The sequence below is a fragment of the Spirosoma migulaei genome, assembly GCF_054776855.1.
In genome coordinates, this window is record NZ_BAAHBG010000002.1 from 333,122 (window position 1) to 352,361 (window position 19,240).

Sequence of the window (19,240 nt, forward strand, 5' to 3'; positions counted from 1 at the left end):
ATGCCTACTAAGCCGCATATCCTGGTCATTGTGCCCTGCTATAATGAGCAGGGGGCTATTGCTCAGGTAGTACGTGAACTTACGGCGATACGTGACCGCGAGAGCTATCAATTAGACATTCTGATTGTCAATGACTGCTCTACTGATGATTCAATGGCTGTTGTTCGCACGCTTCCCTGCTTTTACTTAAACCTGCCTGTTAATCTTGGCATTGGTGGAGCTATGCATAGTGGCTACCGGTATGCCTATCAGAAAGGGTATGATATTGCGGTTCAGATGGATGGCGATGGACAGCACCCCGCCGAAGAGTTACCTAAGGTTCTTCTGCCTGTTCTAGCCGAGGAGGTAGATGTTTCAATTGGTTCGCGGTTTATCAATCGAGAAGGGTTCCAGTCATCTTTTACCCGTCGGTTAGGTATCCAATATTTTCGCTGGCTGAATCAATTACTCATTGGGAAAACCATTTACGATAGTACGTCTGGTTTTCGTGCGTTTAATCGACGTACCATTGAACTGGTCAATAAATATTATCCAGATGAATACCCAGAACCCGAGTCGATCGTGCAGTTTGGGTTACAGGGGTTACGGATCAGAGAGGTTCCCGTCAGAATGCGCCAACGTGAAGAAGGCGTGTCGTCCATTAACACCAGTCGGGCGTTTTACTATATGCTGAAAGTGTCGCTTGCAATCGTATTTATGTATTTTCGTTTGATAAATAAACGTACATACTAATGGCATCGGTACCAATAACAATACAGATTATCAGTCTATTAGGCGCGTTTTTGTTTCTGGCGTTTATTTTCAGACTGATTGTAAAAGGCAAACTTCGGGAGGAGTATTCCATTTTGTGGATTGCCTGTACACTTGTGCTGATCGTTTTCTCTATCTGGCGAAAGGGATTGGAGCAGATTTCACTGGCATTGGGTGTATTTTATCCACCTTCGCTGGTATTCCTGGGAGCTATTTTTGCGATTTTAGTTTTTTTGGTACACTTATCGGTCGTTGTTTCGCGGCTACAGAATCAGATTAAAGTACTCACTCAGGAAGTTGCTTTGCTGAAAAACGAACTCAAAAGCCATCATTTACTGAGTGAATCCGAATCAAGCACGCTAGCTGAACCGGTTACACTCATAGAGTAATCATGTTGCCATCCATCAGTGTTATCACACCTTCGTATAATCAGGCTTCTTTCATTCGGCAAACGGTTGAATCGGTACTTTCGCAGAATTACCCCCGGCTAGAATACATTGTGGTCGATGGTCTTTCAACCGACAACACCCTGTCCGTACTTGAAACCTATAAAGATCAGCTTACATTGATTGCCGAACCCGATAATGGGCAGACCGATGCGATTAATAAGGGACTGCATCTGGCGACTGGTGATATTGTTTGCTGGCTAAATTCGGATGATTATTTTTTGCCTGGTGCCTTGGCTGCTGTGGGTAACTTCTTTTCCCAACATCCTGATAAACTCTGGCTTACGGGCGATTGCCAAATTGTTGATCAGCATAGTCGTGTTATTCAGCAGCCTATTCGGCACTATAAGCGGCTACTCCGATCACTTACGCCTGCACTGTATTTAGGCATGACCAATGCCATCTGTCAACCTTCAACCTTCTGGCGTCGGCAGGTTCATACAGACTTGGGTTTCCTGACCGAATCATTGTGTTACACAATGGATTATGACTGGTGGTTGCGTTTAGGAGAACTGCAGCCACCCGCTATATTACCTCAGCCTTTAACAGCATTCCGCATTCATGCCGATTCTAAGGGGGGGAGTCAGTATCAGTTACAATTTGATGAAGATTATCAGACATTCAGTCGGTATTGGTCGAGTACGCCTATTCGATGGTTGCATAAACTGCATAATCAGGCAATAACCTCCGTTTATCAGTTTGTAAAATAATGCCGCCATAATTTGTGGTTTTGACAAAATAGTAGGCCCTGGTTTACTCATTTTGGTAGTCCTGTCTGATGACAAACTGAATTGAATAGAGCTGCCATGTTACTGAAAAATATCATTCGGATTCTGAAGACATCACCTCTGCTGGTTCCACTACTTGCACTCATTGATCTGGCTTTGTATGGTATTGATCGCCTTGCGGTCTTATCTGTTGGTCCAATTAAGCAGAAACCAAATACCTTGTTGATTCTGCGGATTGATGTGTTGGGTGACTATATGGCGTTCAGACCCTATTTGCAGGCAATTCGGCAATCGGCCCGGTATAAAGACTATTCAATCACACTCTGCGCCAACCACGCCATCCGAACCGTTGCGGAGATTTTCGATGGCGATCTGATAGATTCCTTTATCTGGACTGATATTTACAAGCTAAGTACTCGGCCCCTCTATCGGTTTCGTTTTGTGCGTCAGCTTCGACAACAGGGATTTTCGAGCGTTTTTTGCCCAACTTACAGCCGGGTTCTTGTGCTAGACGATTTTCTGGCTAAAGCAACGGGTGCCTCCGAACGGGTTGGGTGCCTGACAGATTTTGTGAATATCAAACGGTGGGAAGATCGGTTTGGTCGTCAGCTCTATACGCGTCTGCTTCCATCGGGTGACGGGCTGGTATTTGAAATGGAGCGAAACTGTCAATTGGTAGAAGCATTTCTGGAAGAGCCCGTTTCACCTGGGCAACCCGTTTTGAAGACTGCTTATGCCAAACCCGTGTTACTTCCTAATCAGTATGTTGTTTTATCGCTTGGTGCTGGACAGGACTTTAGAATTTGGCCGGCAGAAAAATTTGCGAAGGTGGCTCAATTTATTTTGGACCATTACCCAGCCTGTAAACTTGTTTTAACCGGCATGAAGAGTGAGATTATGTATGCCGATGCCTTTAAAAAACATATGCCAGACTTATCATCGGTAGTTGATCTAACAGGAAAGTTATCAATTCCAGAACTGGTTTATGTGGTTAACAGTGCGGAATTACTCATTGCCAATGAAACCGGTGTTATCCACATTGCTGCTTCAACTCAAACACCGTCTTTAGTAATTTCTCAGGGTAAAACGCTGGTCCGCTGGCACCCGTATCCGAGCCCTATTGGTGATTATATTCACTATTTATATCCCACTTTTATCGAAGAAAACAGACATCGACTAACAGAAATAGCACCAGCATTTAACCCCGAGTCACCTTACCCAATTGAGGAGATATCGGTAGAGCGGGTGATCAAACTGTTGCCTTCATTATTGCATCAGTTAGCTGTTTGAAATACAAGGTTTGTGTACCGGTTCGCCCCTTTTTTACTTTCGGCAAATAAGATATTGTAATCAGTTTCTACAACGGTTTTGTTCGCTTCATCAATTCGGCTGACCGAATAGCCTAGTGTTTGCATCATTGTCAGGTAATCAGCCGGAGAAGCCCCGCTATTGTACAAACCGCGCGGCCAGAATTCACTGATGACGATTGGCTTATACTTCGCCAAAAGAGCGCGCCCTCCTTTTAAAACAAAGTATTCAAATCCCTGAACATCAATTTTTATGAGATCAACTCGCTCGCTGACCGTATCGTCGATACGTAATGTGGGTACATCAACGTATTCAGTAAAATCACCGTCGTTATAAAGTCGATAATCACCGACATTGAATGGATGTTTATAAAGACGTAACGTATCTTTTTTATCCGACAGAGCGGCATTATAAGTAACTACGTTTGTTAACGTGTTTAAGGCCAGGTTCTTTTGAAGAATAGCAAAGTTGCCCGGGTCTGGCTCAAAGGCTATCACTTTTCCTTTCTTTGCTTTTTGCCCCACCCGAATGCTGTAAAAACCCATGTTTGCTCCAATATCGAGCATCACAGTATCTTCTTTTACGAACGAAAGAATGGTTTGTGTTTCAGTTTCCTCGAATTTACCTGAGCCCGTAATTTGCAACGTATCGTGAGCATCTACGTACATTGAGAAGTCACCAAAATTGTAGGGTTTGCTGTTGTCGATAGCGCCTTTCAAGCCTAATTTATGGGCTAAAATGGCAGTTTTAAAGAGAACCCTGTCTCCATCAAAACCCAAACGATCTAAGGTAGAGGAAACAGTGTTAAGAAGGGCTTGCTTCATTGTGGGTGAAGAGGTTAGGTTATGGTCAATACAGGTCAAAAAGTAGGCTTTCGAACCAATGTTAACAACTAACGTGCCGAAATTTTTCTCCTGATTTTTCCGCCAGCTATATCTCTGTATACCTTACCAGAGAATTACGTTCACAATCCAATGGAATGATACTAGCTTGCCAATAAAAATAAGAGAAGCCAAATCAGCACCTTATTTTCTCTACTCTTTGTCAATAACAATTAAAATGCTGGCTTTGGGGTAATGCCAGGGCCAAGTAAGAACGAATTTATCGTTTATTTGACCAAAACTATACTTCCCTGAACTGTAAACTCCTCTCCGGTATCATAAATTCCTTTTATAGAATACGGATAAATACCCTGCATGCAGGGAATACCTCGGTATGTACCATCCCATCCATCTGCGAGACTACTCCCTTTAAAGATCACTTCGCCCCATCTGTCAAAAATAGTTAATACGGCGTTTCCAACACCTTGATAGATAGGTTTATAGATGTCATTTATGCCATCTTTATTAGGCGTGAATGAAGACGGAGTATAAACGCCGGGTTTTGCAGGATTTACTGGATTCAAAACATGTTCGCATGCGCAGGCACTCTCATTGTACGTATCATCAGTTTGATTGTTGTTATCGTTACAATCTGGTTTAGGTTTGGAAGTATGCTCACATTGGCAGGTGTTTGGATTAATTTGATCTTCGGTTAAGCAATTGTTGTCATCACAGACAAGGGGACCACATAGCAGGAACAATTTGTTAAGTTCGTCCTTAGTCAGAACTCGATCGTAAATTCTTACATCATCAATAAACCCTTCAAAATAATCGACAAAACTCCCACTGTTATCTTTTCGTGTACCGATATAGGTGTAATTGGCTAAGTTCCCAATAGAAGATGGTGTAGCTGAACAAGTTGAATAGATCGTGTTGCAGGTGGGATTATAGGCGGTACAATTTACCTGAAACGTTGCACGATCAGCTGCAAGCGTTTTCGTTCCATCATAAAGAAGAACAATTAGTTGCCATTCGTTTGAGTGCACAACGCTATTCACAGAACTAACCTGATACCCTCCTGAAAAAGCATTGACAACAGAACTATCGGGACTTACGCCAAACAATATACCTATTGGGTTTGAATTCCCGTAGTCAATCCAGTGCGAGTAAACAGATTTTAATGTGTGTTGGATATTATTGAAGCGTATGGGTTTGACCCAGGCGGTGATTGTTAGTTTTTGTCTACCATTTAATTGAGTAGCAAGGGGAAGGTCTATATAAGCATCCTTGCCATTTAAATAAATAGCCGAATTAGAATCTCCACATTTCCCCTGCCCAAAGGTCACATTATGAGACGTGCCATGTTTGGCGGAGCTACTTGCATCCTTTGTATCACCATCAAATTTATACCAGGCCAGAAGCCCGTTAGTTAAATCCTGTGCTTGAATGCAGGTGGGTAAAAACAATAGAAAAATAAAAAAACACGTAGATGTAAAATTCATTTAGTCCAAGTTTGGATAGAGTAAGGGGCGCGACTCTTAATGGTTGATCAAGCCTAACAAGGCTATCAAATACGAGGAAAATTAGCAGAAAAAAGAGGAAGATCACTGGAGTTTACTGTCCTTTAGTAAACAATTGTTTCTTTCTTGGATAATAAGCCTTACTGATGAGATAGATCGCAAGTTGCAATTGACTGGAAGAGTTATGAAAAAGTACTACCGAATGAATTTTGTCTCAAACATCCAGCGTCACATCCAGTTGCTGATAGGCCTTTGACGCTCCATCTGTCAGGCAAAGCCATAACATATAATGCCCCGCCTTCAGGTCTTTTTTGTCGAGAACGCAGGAAAAGCCCGGATGGGTATACTGTCTGTCTAAAGTATGGTCGGTTACGTCATCCCAAACGTGTTTGTGGGTGTCAAAAACGTAACTGGCGGTTGGGGATTGTGCCACGATCTGAATAACGGTGTTTTTGGGCAAGCCGTTATTGACCAGAGCCCATGATCGGTAAAACACCAGAGTTTCTGGTGTGCTGTAGGGCTTCACCTCCGAGGTGACCGTGTTTGTGGCAACCAATTTTGTTGAATCGAAGGGCTGCGGGCTGCTTTTAAGATCGCGGAAGGTGAGATTTGGAATCTTGTAAAGACCTCGCTTGATCGCATCGTTGAAAATCGGCTCGGCTACTCCCGGATTGCCCCAGTGTAAAAACAGATTCGCGCGATTGTCGTTAAAGAAAGCTGTACTGTATTGCAGTTGCTGGGTTCGATCAACAATACGCTGCCGGTTGCTCTGATTGGTGGATGACAAATAAATAAATACTGCAACGCCAAGATAAACACCCAATATGCCCAGGCGAAGGTAACGTTGCGTAAATGCTTCAATCGCCAGGACAGCCTGTGTGGCAAATAACATAACGACCACAATGCCATAGCGCGGGCTGAACGCCTGCTCTACCCCCATCCCCGACCGGGAAGCCATCAACGACAGACAGGTAAGATAGAGGAATACTAACCAACCCAATACGGGCAAATGGGCCGTAAGCCGTTTCTTATACCAAAGATAGCCGAGCAGTCCTAGCGTTACGAGCAGCAACAGCAGACCAAATACCATCGCTAATTTGGCCCGTCCGATACCGACCATCGAGCCGGTTAATGAGAAAAAGTAGCTGATGGCGCGGCCCGTATGATTAAATAAAGAATCGACAATATCCGGATGGTAGGGCGGCCTGATGTAATTCGTAAAATAGAACCCTACTGTTGCGCCCCCGATGAGTACCCAAAGCGCCAGTTTTCGATAGGACTTCAGGAGAACCAGTAGCGGGATACCCACCATAAACGTGAACATCCCATTACCGCTGGTAAATGTTGCCAGAATCGCTGCTGCACAGGCAAACGCAAAAGCCCTTCGACCAGCCTGATTTAAACTGTAAATGCTGAATAGAGCGAACGGAATCACATATAAATTCTGCAAGGCAGCCATGCTCCAGGTCGACAGTTCCCAGTATTGGAACGAAAAAAGCGAGTAGGCGACAGGCAGTAGATACAAAAGTTTCTGATTGAGTGGTAAACCACGGAACGCCACTTTTAAAAAAAGATAGCCAACAAGCAGAAGCGCCAGATTCCCGACCAGAATTAGATGCACGAAATTTAATTGCCCAAATAGCCAGTAATCGGTCAGAAAAACGAGCCGGTCGAAAACAATGCGGTGCTCGTTGTACTGCCAAACGATGAGGTTGAGCTTTTCGCCAGTCGTAAGTTTTCCTGAGGTGTAGTCGGCAATAAAGGAAAGGGCACTATTAAAATCGTCTTCGTAAGGAAAGTTGTAGGCATTTGTGTAAATGGTAGCGTAATAAAGGATAGCTGGAATAGCTAGTAGTGCACTAAGAAGGAGGTATTGAAAGGCCGGTGCCTTTGGCGTCTGTGACGACGAATCTGAGGCTAAAGGGGATGGCCATTCAGGGTGTGAGTTCATGTAGATTGCGCGTTGTATCGATTTGTGTTTCCGGCGGGGAACAGGTAGTTAAACGAAGAAAAGTCTTAATACGAAAAGGATTGTTGTCAAATAATAGAGCAAGTATACTTCATAATACACTATCTGGGTATATGATTCGTCCAGTAAACTACTATCTGGCGATGACAAGGCTGCACAATTCCCTTAACGATACGGCTTTTACGGGAGGATTGCGTAAATTTGTCTGATCTAACAGACTATAGAAACCATCGTTCAATGAAGTTAAATCTTCGTTATCAGGAATCCTTCGAGGACCGTCATCACGGTCAAACAGACGCGGCTCTGACCGAAATGCTTAAAACGGTGGGCGTCCAATCCATCGATCAACTGATTGAGCAGACCGTACCCAAAATCATTCGACTCAAAAATCCGCTGAATTTGCCCGACCCTAAGTCGGAAATGCAGTTTCTGACTGATTTTAAAAAAATAGCCGGACAGAATAAAGTTTTCAAATCCTACATCGGTACGGGATATTACGACACCATCACGCCAAATGTTATCCTGCGTAATATTCTGGAGAATCCAGCCTGGTACACGGCCTATACGCCTTACCAAGCCGAAATTGCTCAGGGGCGGCTCGAAGCGCTATTGAATTTCCAGACCGTAGTATCAGACCTAACGGGCATGGATCTAGCCAACGCATCGCTGCTGGATGAAGGTACCGCTGCCGCCGAAGCCATGCATATGCTGTATGCGATGCGGCCAGCCGCCAAGAAAAATGCCAGTACGTTTTTTGTCTCGGAGCGCTGCCATCCCCAAACGATTGATGTTCTGTTAACCCGCGCTACGCCAATTGGAGTTAACATTCTCATTGGCGATCACCGCACGGTTGACCTCACGAACGGGGATATTTTCGGTCTCTTGCTCCAATACCCGGCTACGGATGGGGAAGTATTCGATTATACAGACCTGATTGCTGCTGCCCACGAATTAAATAGTACGGTTGCCGTTGCCGCTGATTTATTGGCCTTGACGCTTCTGAAATCGCCCGGTGAAATGGGTGCTGATATTGTCGTTGGTTCATCGCAGCGTTTTGGGGTGCCGATGGGTTATGGTGGTCCACATGCCGCCTTTTTCGCAACCCGCGATGCCTTCAAACGGCAGATTCCAGGTCGGATTATTGGGGTGTCGCAGGATGCCGAAGGGAAACCTGCTTTACGGATGGCATTGCAAACCCGCGAGCAGCACATTCGTCGCGAAAAAGCTACGTCAAACATTTGTACGGCGCAGGTATTACTGGCGGTTATGGCTGGTAGTTATGCGGTTTATCATGGCCCGCAACGGCTTCGTTCCATTGCCGAGCAAGTGCATGGATTAACAAAGGCATTTGCTACGGCGCTACGTTGGAGTGCCCACGAGGTTAGTACCGAAAATTATTTCGATACGGTAACGGTAAAAGTGTCGGACACCGAATCGTTGAAAAAATCAGCGAAGGCCGCTCAAATTAATCTAAAGTATCTGCCCGATGATGAGCATGTTAGCGTTTCCTTCGATGAGGCTAAAACCTATCATGATCTAACCGAATTGCTGACCGTATTTGGCGTGAAAGCAGATATGGAGGCAATTCTGGAAGGGCTGGAAACTACCTGGCCGGAACAACTTGTCCGAACATCTGATTACCTGACGCATCCGGTATTCAATACATACCACACAGAGCACGAAATGCTGCGGTACTTGAAGTCGCTGGAAGATAAAGATCTCTCGCTGGTGCATTCAATGATATCGCTGGGTAGCTGTACCATGAAACTGAATGCTACGGCCGAAATGATTCCGGTTACGTGGCCAGAATTTGGTAAACTCCACCCATTCGCGCCGAAAGATCAAACAACTGGTTATCAGCAGTTATTCAAAGAATTGAATGATTGGCTTTGTGAAATCACAGGCTTTGCCGCCATGTCGTTGCAACCAAACTCGGGTGCGCAGGGCGAATACGCAGGTCTGATGGTTATCCGAGCCTATCACGAAAGCCGGGGCGATACGCACCGGACAATTTCCCTCATTCCACAATCGGCGCACGGAACAAATCCGGCCAGTGCCGTTATGGCGGGCATGAAAGTGGTCATCGTAAAATGCGATGAGCGCGGTAACATCGATGTCGCTGATCTGAAAGCGAAAGCCGAGCAATACAGTGAAAACCTTTCGTGCCTGATGGCAACCTACCCATCTACGCACGGGGTGTTTGAAGAAGGCATCATTGAAATCTGCGATATCATTCACCAGCATGGTGGACAAGTGTATATGGATGGCGCGAATATGAACGCGCAGGTTGGTTTGACCTCACCGGCTAACATTGGTGCAGACGTTTGCCACTTGAACCTGCACAAAACATTCTGTATTCCGCATGGTGGCGGTGGACCGGGCATGGGACCAATTGGTGTCGCATCGCAATTGGTGCCTTTCCTGCCGGGGCATTCTATGGTTCATATTGGCGGTAGTCAGGCGATCCATGCTGTTTCGGCAGCCCCTTACGGTTCGGCTAGTATCCTGACCATTTCCTACGCCTACATCGCGATGATGGGTGGCGAAGGATTGACGAACGCAACCAAACGCGCCATTCTGAATGCCAACTACATCAAAGCGCGCTTAAGTGGTCATTACGAAACGCTTTATACAGGTTCCAATGGCCGTTGTGCGCACGAGATGATCATTGACTGCCGTCCATTCAAAACGGCAACGGGGGTTGAAGTTGAAGATATCGCCAAGCGATTGATGGACTATGGTTTCCACGCGCCAACGGTTTCGTTCCCGGTAGCGGGTACCTTAATGATTGAGCCAACCGAATCGGAATCGAAGGCAGAGCTGGATCGTTTCTGCGAGGCTATGATTGCTATCCGTGAAGAAATTCGGGAGATCGAAAACGGCCAGGCCGATCGCGTTAGCAATGTGCTGAAACACGCACCCCATACCGCTACTGTTGCGTTGAGTGATAACTGGACCCGGCCTTATAGCCGCGAGAAAGCGGTTTATCCATTACCGCAGGTTCGCGCCCGAAAATTCTGGCCAAGCGTTAGCCGAATCGATTCAGCCTACGGCGATCGGAATCTGGTTTGCGCTTGTGTGCCGGTAGAAGCTTATACTGAAGAGGTTGCGGAAGAAGTAGGAGCAGAGAAATAGCAATAAGTCTGATAAAGTAGTAAAAAAATAATTGTTGAAAAGCCACTTGCCCTTGTTAGGTAAGTGGCTTTTTCATATGCTTTACTAGTCAAAATTTGCTCAATAAAAAGCCAATTGTATTCGTTAAAAGTAGTACCCGCCTGAATTTGCAGTATCTTGGGCGCGGAAAAAGTACTCTGCTCACTAACCTCTATGAAAATCAATACGTTGTCTGTACTGCTAATAGCGGTGGGGTTGGCCTCCGGATTAATGGGCTGCAACTCGGCTATGCAGGCGTATAAAAAAGGCGTTCGTCATTACGACGCTGGAGAGTACAATCTGGCACTGAACCAGTTCCAGAAAGCGGCTAAGGGAAACATAGACCCCGCTCGGCTGAATTATTACACGGCAGAATCCTACCGGTTATCGAACCGGTTTGGCGAAGCGGTTCCGTTCTACCAGAAAGCCATTGAAGCCAACACGACCGAGCCAGACGCCCGGTTGAATTATGCCTACGCGCTGAAATCGCAGGGAAATTATACGGGGGCACTCGAGCAATTGCAGCAGTACGTAGCCAATGCGCCCAGAACCACAGCCAAAGGCACACTCGATAAGGCAAAGCGAGAGGTTGAAACCTTAAAGGCCATTGACATCATTGCCAAAAACAAGTCGTTGATTACGCTTCGGAATATGGGTAACCTGAACTCGCCGGGCGCTGAATTTGCGCCCGTTGTGCGGGGCGAAGAGCTCGTGTTTACAGCTTCGCGAAAAGAGCAGGTTTATAAAAATAATGGCCAGCCGATGCTGGGCCTATATAAAACCAAGCTGAACCAGAATCCCGATGAAACCGGTAGTATGCCCAAACCTGAACTGTTCAGTACAAACATTTTTGAGGGTAATGTGAATGAGGGTACACCGGCTTTCTCGAAGGATGGCAAAACAATGGTGCTGGCACGGGGCAACAATGGCAAACGCAAAGGTGGATTAGACGTTGATCTGTATATCAGCCGCTTCGATGGTACTACCTGGAGTCAGCCGCTTCGGTTACCCATTAGTGACTCATTAGCCTGGGATGGTTCACCCGCCTTTTCGGGGGATGGCAAAACGCTCTATTTCGCATCGAACCGGGCCGGTGGCGCTGGTGGAATCGACTTGTATCGGACCAGCATCGACGCATCAGGACGCTTTAGTCGCCCGGTCAATATGGGCCGCGATATAAATACCGCCGGCGATGAAATGTTCCCTTATGTTGGCCCGAATGCCAAATTGTATTTTGCCTCAGACGGACATCCCGGTTTAGGGAAACTGGACATTTTTGTGGCCACTCGTTCAGGGGGCGTTACGCGGGTTGAGAATATGGGTCAGCCAATTAACTCGCCAGCCGATGATTTTGGCCTGGTTTATACCGATCCGGCAAAAGGCTTCCTGGCATCTAACCGGACAGGTGGTAAAGGGGACGATGATATCTATTTCTTCCAGGAAGGCCCACCTGCCGATACAACCACGATTGCTAAGAATCCACCGCCAGCCGATGCACCTAAAATCGTACGTTATTTTATAGCAGGAACTGTTTCGGTCAACGAAACTCCCGTTGTGCCACTGGATTCAGCCAAAGTACGAATTCTGGACGATGCCACCGGCCAACCTATTGCCGAAGTAACAACGGGAGAATCGGGCACGTTTGGTAAATATCCATTACAGGAAGGGAAAGACTATACAATTCTGGCCGAACGGAAGGGCTATCTGACTCGTCGGGAGCAATTTACGATGCAGGGTAAAAGCATCCCTCCGGTTTTTCTGACCAAATCCCAGACCGACACAACGTTCTACGTTCCGGTTCTCCTGGATAAATCGGTACTCAACAAGACGTTTGTTTTGGAAAACATTTATTACGATCTGGATAAGTACAATATCCGGGCGGATGCTTCGCCAGAACTCGACAAGATCGTGGTCATTTTGAAAGATAACCCAACGCTCAAACTGGAGCTCAGTTCACATACCGATACGCGTTCTTCAGATGCCTATAACCTGAAACTGTCGCAGAACCGGGCAAAAGCCGCCGTTGATTATATTGTGTCGCAGGGAATTTCGGCCGATCGCCTTGTGGCGAAAGGGTATGGTGAAACTCGACTGGTGGTTAAAAATGCCAAAACCGAAGAGGAACACCAGCGCAACCGCCGAACAGAGATCAAGATTCTGGAATTGTAAGGCCAGAATCGAATCAAACGAAGTAAGCACTATATTTAAGGCCTTGGTTATCGCTTAATAACCAGGGCCTTATTGTTTATGAAGAACGACAGACTGCGTCAATTTTTCGTTGTGTTTAGTGTCATTTCGCTTATCGTTATGAACTATCTCTCCAATGTCGGTGCGTTTGGAGGGAAAACGAACAAAGAAATTTCGGATAAATACCATACGCTAATTACACCGGCAGGTTATGCGTTTTCCATTTGGGGAATCATTTTTCTTGGGTTGCTGGCCTTTGCGGTCTATCAGGGGCTTGGCACCCAGCGAACAAATCTTCGGTTTCGGGATATAGGCTGGTGGGTTGTATTGAATGGCTTTTGTAATGCCATCTGGAGTCCACTCTTCAATAATGAACAAATCGGAATTGCGCTGATCGTTATCCTGGTGATGCTGTTTTCATTGCTCATTATTGAGCAACGTCTGTTAGAAAAGAAACACGTTCCCATCGTAGCGATCGACCAAAATGCGACCCTTCCAGAATCGACAACATCAGCAGCAGAAACATGGTTAGCTCGTGTTCCCTTTTCGATCTACTTCGGCTGGCTTACAGTTGCGACTATTCTTAATGTTACTGTGTATTTAAAAGCGACCGATTTTGGTCTGATGGATCTGAGCGAACAAACCTGGGCTGTGGCCATGCTAATTGTAGGGCTATTGGTTGGCACTGTTGTCTTTAACCGGTTTCGAAGTATAGCGTATATACTGGTTTTCGCCTGGGCTTATGTGGCCATCGCCGTTGAGCAAACGAGCTATAATCAAATCAAGCTAGTAGCAGGTGCCGGAGCTATTATTGCGGTAGGGCTGGCCATCGCAGGCCTGATTTCTCGAAAAACACCGTCGTATAGTTAGTGTGGTTACAAAGCGGCTTGCGGTGATGTCAGTTTTTAGAAACTGACATCACCGCAAGATAAAACGCCCACACTCCAATAGAAGCGTGGGCGTTTACGCAAGAGTCTTATCCTGGCTTAAGCCGCTTCGTCTTCCAGCACCGTGATGCTGTTGATTTTATCGCCCTGTTGAATCTGGTCGATTACGTCCAGGCCGTCAACAACTTTGCCAAAAACCGTGTGGTTCCGGTCGAGGTGAGCCGTGTTCTGGCGGTTGTGGCAGATGAAAAACTGCGAACCACCCGTGTTACGGCCCCGGTGGGCCATCGACAATACACCCCGGTCGTGGTATTGATTCTCACCGGTTAGTTCGCAATCAATGGTATAGCCTGGTCCGCCCGCACCAGTTCCGGTTGGGTCACCCCCCTGAATCATGAAATTTGGAATAACGCGGTGAAATTTGACCCCGTCGTAAAATCCTTTTTTAGCAAGCGTGATAAAGTTGTTTACCGCTTTCGGAGCATCTTTCTCGAAGAACTCAATGGTCATCGTGCCCTTATCCGTATTCATTTGTGCCTTTGGCATAACCTAATCAATTTTGTTTTGTATGCAAACCTACAACGATTTCCAGTCAATGTGGTTCCATAAATGGGCAACTTTCCATTGGCCAGCCAGGCTGAATAGATAAATTAATTCTTTAAATAAGTCAATTATTGGTGTTGGTTTTTGTGGAATAATGCAACTAAATTGCCTTGTATTAAGTTGAAAACAAAAAGGAGTAGGGGATGACTTCTTGTTTTTGTGCAATTCTACTCAACGTTATTTTTCTTATTGAGTACTATTACTTCCGTAGGTTTCCTTATTGAGCCATTCGTACCCGTTTATTCTTGTCCTGAACGTCAATTAACGTGGAAAATCAATCGATTCCGTACTACGATAACCTGCCGGATTTTTTGAAGGCTGTGAAGTCGATTGACACCACCAATCGATGCTTCGGTATTTTTCCATTTGAGCAATTTGGCGGACCCGGAGAAGTAATTCCGCCGTTTCGAAGTAGTACCTATGTGGCCGCTCTGGTAACTGAAGGGACGGGCACTATTCACCTGGATGGCGTTCCTTATCAGGTTCAGCCGGGAACGTTATATTTTTTGCGCCCCTGGACAGTCCGATCAATCCATAAAGAAGATCAATGGCATGGTCTGGTACTGATGTTTACGTCAGAATTCGTAACCAAGCGGTCGTTGCTTTCCGATCCCATGCAGGAATACCCTTTTTATCGGAAAGGGGCTCAACCGTTAATTCATATTACAACCGATGAGGTAACAGAATTGGCCAGTCAATTTGAACTCATTGCTGCCGAATCTGGTCATCCAACGCGTTCAAAAGCGGATCGATTGGATTTAATTTACCATTTGCTTCAGGCGTTGCTGATAAAGAGTCGTCACACCTACCGCCAAACACTTTCGGCCATCGAGTATTCTCAACCTGTTTCGCTGGTTGAGCGTTTTCAGAGTTTGTTGCAGATGTATTACCTGCCTGATCCCAATCAGGACGCGCCAGTTTTACTTACTGTTCACGAAGCAGCTGAACGATTGCATATTCACCCCCATTATCTGAGCGATATACTGAAGAAATACACGGGTAAAACGGCGCTACAGCATATTCGGGAGCGAACCGCGTTTGAGGCTCAGAATTTAATTCGGAATACGAATCTGACTGTAGCTGAGATTGGTTACCAACTTCACTTCGATGATCCATCTAATTTTACCAAATTTTTTAAGAGCATAACGGGCATAACACCCCGGACCTACCGTGAGCAACTCTATGCTTTAGCCGCATAAGCCAATGTTAACTGGTAATTTTACTAACCTAATTTTTAGTATCTGCACTTTTTACCAGTGAAACTACAAAACCTACCTGTTCTGTTGATGGGCGTACCGTTAATTTTGAGCCATTAGTAGATAGAGTGATTGCTTAAGGCTGTAGGTACTAATTACTTACCTGATTCATCATGTGGATTGTTCGCTTAGCGCTTGAAAAAAAATATACCATCGCCGTTATGGCGTTGCTGATCATGATAATGGGTGGGCTGGCCGTTACGCAAATGCCAACCGACATTTTTCCGCGTATTAATATTCCGGTCGTATCCGTCATTTGGGGGTATACCGGTTTGTCGACGAACGAAATGGAGAAGATGATCACCAACTTCTCCGAAACCTCACTGATTAATAACGTAAGTGACATTCAACGGCTCGAATCGCAGACCTACAATGGCACTGCGGTTCTAAAAATATTTTTCCAGCCCAGCGTTAAAATAGAAGAAGCACTCGCGCAGGTAACGGCCATTTCGCAGACAATTCTGGTGCGTATGCCGCCCGGAACACAGCCTCCGCTTATTGTCCGCTATAACGCTACCGATGTACCAGTTCTGCAATTAGGCCTTTCGTCAGATAGCCTGACTGAATCACAGATTACCGACTACGCGCAAACGCGTGTTCGTCCGCAGATCTCAACGGTACCCGGTAGCCGTCTATCGCAGGCCTTTGGTGGTAAATCCCGCCAGATTGCGGTGGATTTAGAGCCCGAACAATTGGTAGCGTATAATGTCACGCCAGAGGAGGTGACCAATGCCGTCTCGGCTCAGAACCTGACGCTACCGGGTGGTTCCCTGAGACTGGCTGAGCGTGAATACAATGTTCGCCTGAATTCCAAGCCTGATGTTATTACTACTTTAAATGACATCCCGATTAAGACCGTTGGTGGAACGACTGTTCACATGCGCGACGTCGCTAATGTGCACGATGGATCTGCTGTTCAATCGAATATTGTGAAGCAGGATGGCAGTAAGGGGGTGTTGATGCGGATCGTGAAAACGGGGAATGCCTCAACGACCGAAATTGTCGATAAGATTAAAAACCAGATTTTACCAACGGTTCGGGCCGCAGCGCCATCAAATCTGCGTATTGAAGCACTGTTCGATCAATCGCTGTTTGTGCGGGCCTCTATCAAAGGCGTATTAGTGGAAGGCTTAATTGCTGCGTTATTGACTGCAGCGTTGATTTTACTCTTTCTGGGAAGCTGGCGCAGTACGCTTATTGTAGCGATCTCGATTCCATTATCTATTCTGTCGTCTCTGATTGTTCTGTATTTATTGGGCGAAACGCTGAATATTCAGACCTTAGGTGGGCTGGCGCTTGCCATTGGTATTCTGGTGGATGATGCGACGGTTACCATCGAAAATATTCACCGAAACGAAGAATTGGGCATGCCCCTACGGCAGGCCATTCTCGAAGGTGCCCAGCAAATTGCCACGCCAACGCTCGTCTCTACACTTACCATTTGTATTGTATTTACGTCGGTTCTGTTCCTTGAAGGACCGGCCCGATTCCTGTTTGGTCCCCTGGCCGAAGCCGTGGTGTTTGCCATGCTGGCGTCTTACGTACTTTCCCGGACACTGGTTCCGGCGCTGGCTGATCTGATGCTAAAGGGTGAGAGCCATGGTACAGGACACGAGCTTGAATCGGCGAGTCGGCCATCGGCCTTTGCTCGTTTTTATAACCGCTTCAATGCTGGGTTCGATCGGTTTCAGGCTCGGTATATTCGGGCTTTGGAATGGGTACTCAATAGTCGTAGAACCGTATTTGCTGTATTTTTAGTGGTGATTATTTTCACCGGCGTGCTGTTGCCGTTTGTCGGGCGTGATTTCTTTCCGCATGTCGATGGTGGGCAAATGCGGCTTCACTTACGTGCACCTGCCGGTACCCGTCTCGAATCGACCGAACAGGTTTCGGCTAAAACGGCTGAAATTGTTCGTGAAGTAATTCCGGAAGCCGAAGTAGGGTCAATTATTACGAACATTGGCCTAACCTCCGAGCGGTATAATTTCTTTTTCTCCGATAACTCATCGGCCAGCTCTGCGGATGCGGAGTTGCTGATTTCGCTGAACGAAGATCGTTCGCACTCAACGGACGACTATGCCAGCGAATTGCGGGCGCGGCTACGTGAAGAAATGCCTGACGTAACGTATTTCTTCCTCCCCGCCGATATCGTCAGTCAGATTCTGAATTTCGGTCTGACGGCCGCTATTGATGTGCAGGTGTCGGGCTTCGACCGCGCTAATAACCTTAAAGTAGCGCGGGATATGCAGGATAAAATCGCGCAGATTCCAGGCCTAGTTGATGTGCATTTGCACCAGGTGCTAGACGCCCCCGAGCTGTTCCTGGATGTGGACCGTGAACGAGCTGGTCAATTGGGCCTGACCGAACAACGGGTGGCAACCAATCTGAATATTTCCCTGAGTGGCACTGGTCAGACCCGCCCGAACTTCTGGCCCGATCCAAATACGGGTTTTCCCTACATCATTGCGGTACAAACACCACCGTACAAACTTGACTCATACGAAAAACTGCTTCAAACGCCCGTTACGGCAGGTCAGGCGCAGGCAGGGCCACAACTGTTGAGCAATGTAATGACGATGAGACGCACGGTTGCTCCCGTTATTATCAACCGGGTTAATACACAACCGACCTATGATGTGTATGCGTCTGTCGAGAAAACGGATCTAGGATCGGTTGCGAAGGCGCTGGAGAAAATCTCGGCCGAATACAAAACACAGCTAAAACCTGGTAACGTTATTTCGATTCGAGGGCAGGTGGAGAGTATGGAAAGCGCCTTTAACCGATTGGGTCTGGGTATTGTCTTTGCTGCTTTGCTGGTGTACCTGCTTATGGTGGTCAATTTCCAATCATTCCGCTATCCGTTTATTATTATCACTGCCTTGCCAGGTGCGTTGTGTGGCATGGTCTGGATGCTATTTCTGACCGGCACTACGTTTAGTATTCCATCACTGATGGGCGCAATTATGAGCGTAGGTGTAGCTACAGCAAACAGTATTTTGTTGGTTAGCTTCGCGAAAGATCATTTGCCTGAAGTTGGCGGTAATGCCTACGAAGCGGCTCTCGAAGCAGGACGGACCCGTTTGCGACCTATTCTGATGACCGCCATTGCCATGATTATCGGGATGCTCCCCATGTCGCTGGGGCTTGGCGAAGGGGGTGAGCAGAATGCTCCACTTGGACGGGCTGTTATCGGAGGCTTATTAATGGCCACGTTTACCACGCTGTTATTCGTGCCAGTCGTTTTTAGTTATCTGGCCCGGAAACCAAAGTCGGAGGATCAATCGACACCCGTTGTATCATGAGCTTGATTTATCACATTGTTTCGGCTGCCGATTGGGCTGCACAGGAAAATTCGCCGACTTATGAAGCTGCCAGCTTACAGACGGAAGGCTTTATCCATTTGTCGCAAAAAGAACAGGTGGGCGCAACCTTGGGCCGGTATTATGCAACCGTTCCTGACTTGCTGCTGCTGCATGTCGATACAGAGAAAATAACGCAGGAACTGAAATATGAACTTGCTACGAACAATGAGTTGTTCCCTCATCTGTATGGGCCTCTCAATAAAGATGCTGTTATAGAAATAGAACAATTGAACTAGTTGTCTTTGAGTTA

General features: G+C 46.5%; 14 protein-coding genes. 10 read left to right on the forward strand and 4 right to left on the reverse strand.

Features of this window, described 5'->3' with window-relative positions; genetic code table 11:
• The 4 genes from ACYVGO_RS02525 (at nucleotide 1) to ACYVGO_RS02540 (ending at nucleotide 3,214) form a co-directional block, all read left to right on the forward strand.
• The gene (locus tag ACYVGO_RS02525; RefSeq protein ID WP_460967337.1) at nucleotides 1-732 is read left to right on the forward strand and encodes a glycosyltransferase family 2 protein; all 732 of its coding nucleotides are present in this window, start codon (nucleotides 1-3) and stop codon (nucleotides 730-732) included.
• Nucleotides 732-1,139: a DUF2304 domain-containing protein gene (locus ACYVGO_RS02530; protein ID WP_460967339.1), complete on the forward strand. Its 408-nt coding sequence runs from the start codon at nucleotides 732-734 to the stop codon at nucleotides 1,137-1,139. Before ACYVGO_RS02525 ends, ACYVGO_RS02530 begins: the two co-directional genes overlap by 1 nt.
• 2 nt (nucleotides 1,140-1,141) lie before the next feature.
• Nucleotides 1,142-1,906, forward strand: a complete 765-nt coding sequence (locus ACYVGO_RS02535) for a glycosyltransferase family 2 protein (RefSeq protein ID WP_460967341.1) — start codon at nucleotides 1,142-1,144, stop codon at nucleotides 1,904-1,906.
• A 96-nt stretch (nucleotides 1,907-2,002) separates the two neighbouring features.
• Nucleotides 2,003-3,214, forward strand: a complete 1,212-nt coding sequence (locus ACYVGO_RS02540; protein WP_460967343.1) for a glycosyltransferase family 9 protein — start codon at nucleotides 2,003-2,005, stop codon at nucleotides 3,212-3,214.
• Here the strand turns inward: ACYVGO_RS02540 and ACYVGO_RS02545 are convergent.
• The 3 genes from ACYVGO_RS02545 to ACYVGO_RS02555 form a co-directional block, all read right to left on the reverse strand.
• The gene (locus ACYVGO_RS02545; protein ID WP_460967345.1) at nucleotides 3,199-4,056 is read right to left on the reverse strand and encodes an FkbM family methyltransferase; all 858 of its coding nucleotides are present in this window, start codon (nucleotides 4,054-4,056) and stop codon (nucleotides 3,199-3,201) included. The two genes, ACYVGO_RS02540 and ACYVGO_RS02545, sit on opposite strands and share 16 nt — an antisense overlap.
• A gap of 284 nt (nucleotides 4,057-4,340) precedes the next feature.
• Complete coding sequence (locus ACYVGO_RS02550; protein WP_460967347.1) at nucleotides 4,341-5,555, reverse strand: LamG-like jellyroll fold domain-containing protein; 1,215 nt, start codon at nucleotides 5,553-5,555, stop codon at nucleotides 4,341-4,343.
• Nucleotides 5,556-5,787: 232 nt separating this feature from the next.
• Entirely contained in the window at nucleotides 5,788-7,524 is a 1,737-nt protein-coding gene (locus ACYVGO_RS02555; protein ID WP_460967349.1) for a hypothetical protein, read from the reverse strand.
• A 255-nt stretch (nucleotides 7,525-7,779) separates the two neighbouring features.
• Here ACYVGO_RS02555 and gcvP point away from each other — a divergent pair, with 255 nt between their 5' ends.
• The 3 genes from gcvP (at nucleotide 7,780) to ACYVGO_RS02570 (ending at nucleotide 13,752) form a co-directional block, all read left to right on the forward strand.
• Nucleotides 7,780-10,677: an aminomethyl-transferring glycine dehydrogenase gene (gene gcvP, locus ACYVGO_RS02560; RefSeq protein ID WP_460967351.1), complete on the forward strand. Its 2,898-nt coding sequence runs from the start codon at nucleotides 7,780-7,782 to the stop codon at nucleotides 10,675-10,677.
• A 192-nt stretch (nucleotides 10,678-10,869) separates the two neighbouring features.
• A complete protein-coding gene (locus tag ACYVGO_RS02565) occupies nucleotides 10,870-12,864 on the forward strand; it encodes an OmpA family protein (RefSeq protein WP_460967353.1) in 1,995 nt (664 codons plus the stop codon).
• 78 nt (nucleotides 12,865-12,942) lie between these two features.
• A complete protein-coding gene (locus tag ACYVGO_RS02570) occupies nucleotides 12,943-13,752 on the forward strand; it encodes a tryptophan-rich sensory protein (RefSeq protein WP_460967356.1) in 810 nt (269 codons plus the stop codon).
• A 116-nt stretch (nucleotides 13,753-13,868) separates the two neighbouring features.
• Here ACYVGO_RS02570 and ACYVGO_RS02575 read toward each other — a convergent pair whose 3' ends face one another.
• Complete coding sequence (locus ACYVGO_RS02575; RefSeq protein WP_142770285.1) at nucleotides 13,869-14,315, reverse strand: peptidylprolyl isomerase; 447 nt, start codon at nucleotides 14,313-14,315, stop codon at nucleotides 13,869-13,871.
• A gap of 323 nt (nucleotides 14,316-14,638) precedes the next feature.
• On the opposite strand from ACYVGO_RS02575, the gene ACYVGO_RS02580 reads away from it, so the two are divergent.
• From ACYVGO_RS02580 to ACYVGO_RS02590, 3 genes are all read left to right on the forward strand, one after another.
• Complete coding sequence (locus tag ACYVGO_RS02580) at nucleotides 14,639-15,571, forward strand: helix-turn-helix domain-containing protein (RefSeq protein ID WP_460967358.1); 933 nt, start codon at nucleotides 14,639-14,641, stop codon at nucleotides 15,569-15,571.
• A gap of 170 nt (nucleotides 15,572-15,741) precedes the next feature.
• Entirely contained in the window at nucleotides 15,742-18,930 is a 3,189-nt protein-coding gene (locus ACYVGO_RS02585) for an efflux RND transporter permease subunit (protein WP_142770287.1), read from the forward strand.
• The gene (locus tag ACYVGO_RS02590) at nucleotides 18,927-19,226 is read left to right on the forward strand and encodes a DUF952 domain-containing protein (protein ID WP_460967360.1); all 300 of its coding nucleotides are present in this window, start codon (nucleotides 18,927-18,929) and stop codon (nucleotides 19,224-19,226) included. Before ACYVGO_RS02585 ends, ACYVGO_RS02590 begins: the two co-directional genes overlap by 4 nt.
• Nucleotides 19,227-19,240 lie beyond the last annotated feature (14 nt).

Bases quoted from the DNA above. Each gene is read 5' to 3' on its own strand.
- ACYVGO_RS02530 (WP_460967339.1), top strand. From the start codon at position 732: ATGGCATCGGTACCAATAACAATACAGATTATCAGTCTATTAGGCGCG.
- ACYVGO_RS02540 (WP_460967343.1), top strand. From the start codon at position 2,003: ATGTTACTGAAAAATATCATTCGGATTCTGAAGACATCACCTCTGCTG.
- ACYVGO_RS02590 (WP_460967360.1), top strand. From the start codon at position 18,927: ATGAGCTTGATTTATCACATTGTTTCGGCTGCCGATTGGGCTGCACAG.
- ACYVGO_RS02565 (WP_460967353.1), top strand. From the start codon at position 10,870: ATGAAAATCAATACGTTGTCTGTACTGCTAATAGCGGTGGGGTTGGCC.
- ACYVGO_RS02570 (WP_460967356.1), top strand. From the start codon at position 12,943: ATGAAGAACGACAGACTGCGTCAATTTTTCGTTGTGTTTAGTGTCATT.
- ACYVGO_RS02555 (WP_460967349.1), bottom strand. From the start codon at position 7,524: ATGAACTCACACCCTGAATGGCCATCCCCTTTAGCCTCAGATTCGTCG.
- ACYVGO_RS02575 (WP_142770285.1), bottom strand. From the start codon at position 14,315: ATGCCAAAGGCACAAATGAATACGGATAAGGGCACGATGACCATTGAG.
- ACYVGO_RS02535 (WP_460967341.1), top strand. From the start codon at position 1,142: ATGTTGCCATCCATCAGTGTTATCACACCTTCGTATAATCAGGCTTCT.
- ACYVGO_RS02525 (WP_460967337.1), top strand. From the start codon at position 1: ATGCCTACTAAGCCGCATATCCTGGTCATTGTGCCCTGCTATAATGAG.
- ACYVGO_RS02550 (WP_460967347.1), bottom strand. From the start codon at position 5,555: ATGAATTTTACATCTACGTGTTTTTTTATTTTTCTATTGTTTTTACCC.
- ACYVGO_RS02545 (WP_460967345.1), bottom strand. From the start codon at position 4,056: ATGAAGCAAGCCCTTCTTAACACTGTTTCCTCTACCTTAGATCGTTTG.
- gcvP (WP_460967351.1), top strand. From the start codon at position 7,780: ATGAAGTTAAATCTTCGTTATCAGGAATCCTTCGAGGACCGTCATCAC.
- ACYVGO_RS02585 (WP_142770287.1), top strand. From the start codon at position 15,742: ATGTGGATTGTTCGCTTAGCGCTTGAAAAAAAATATACCATCGCCGTT.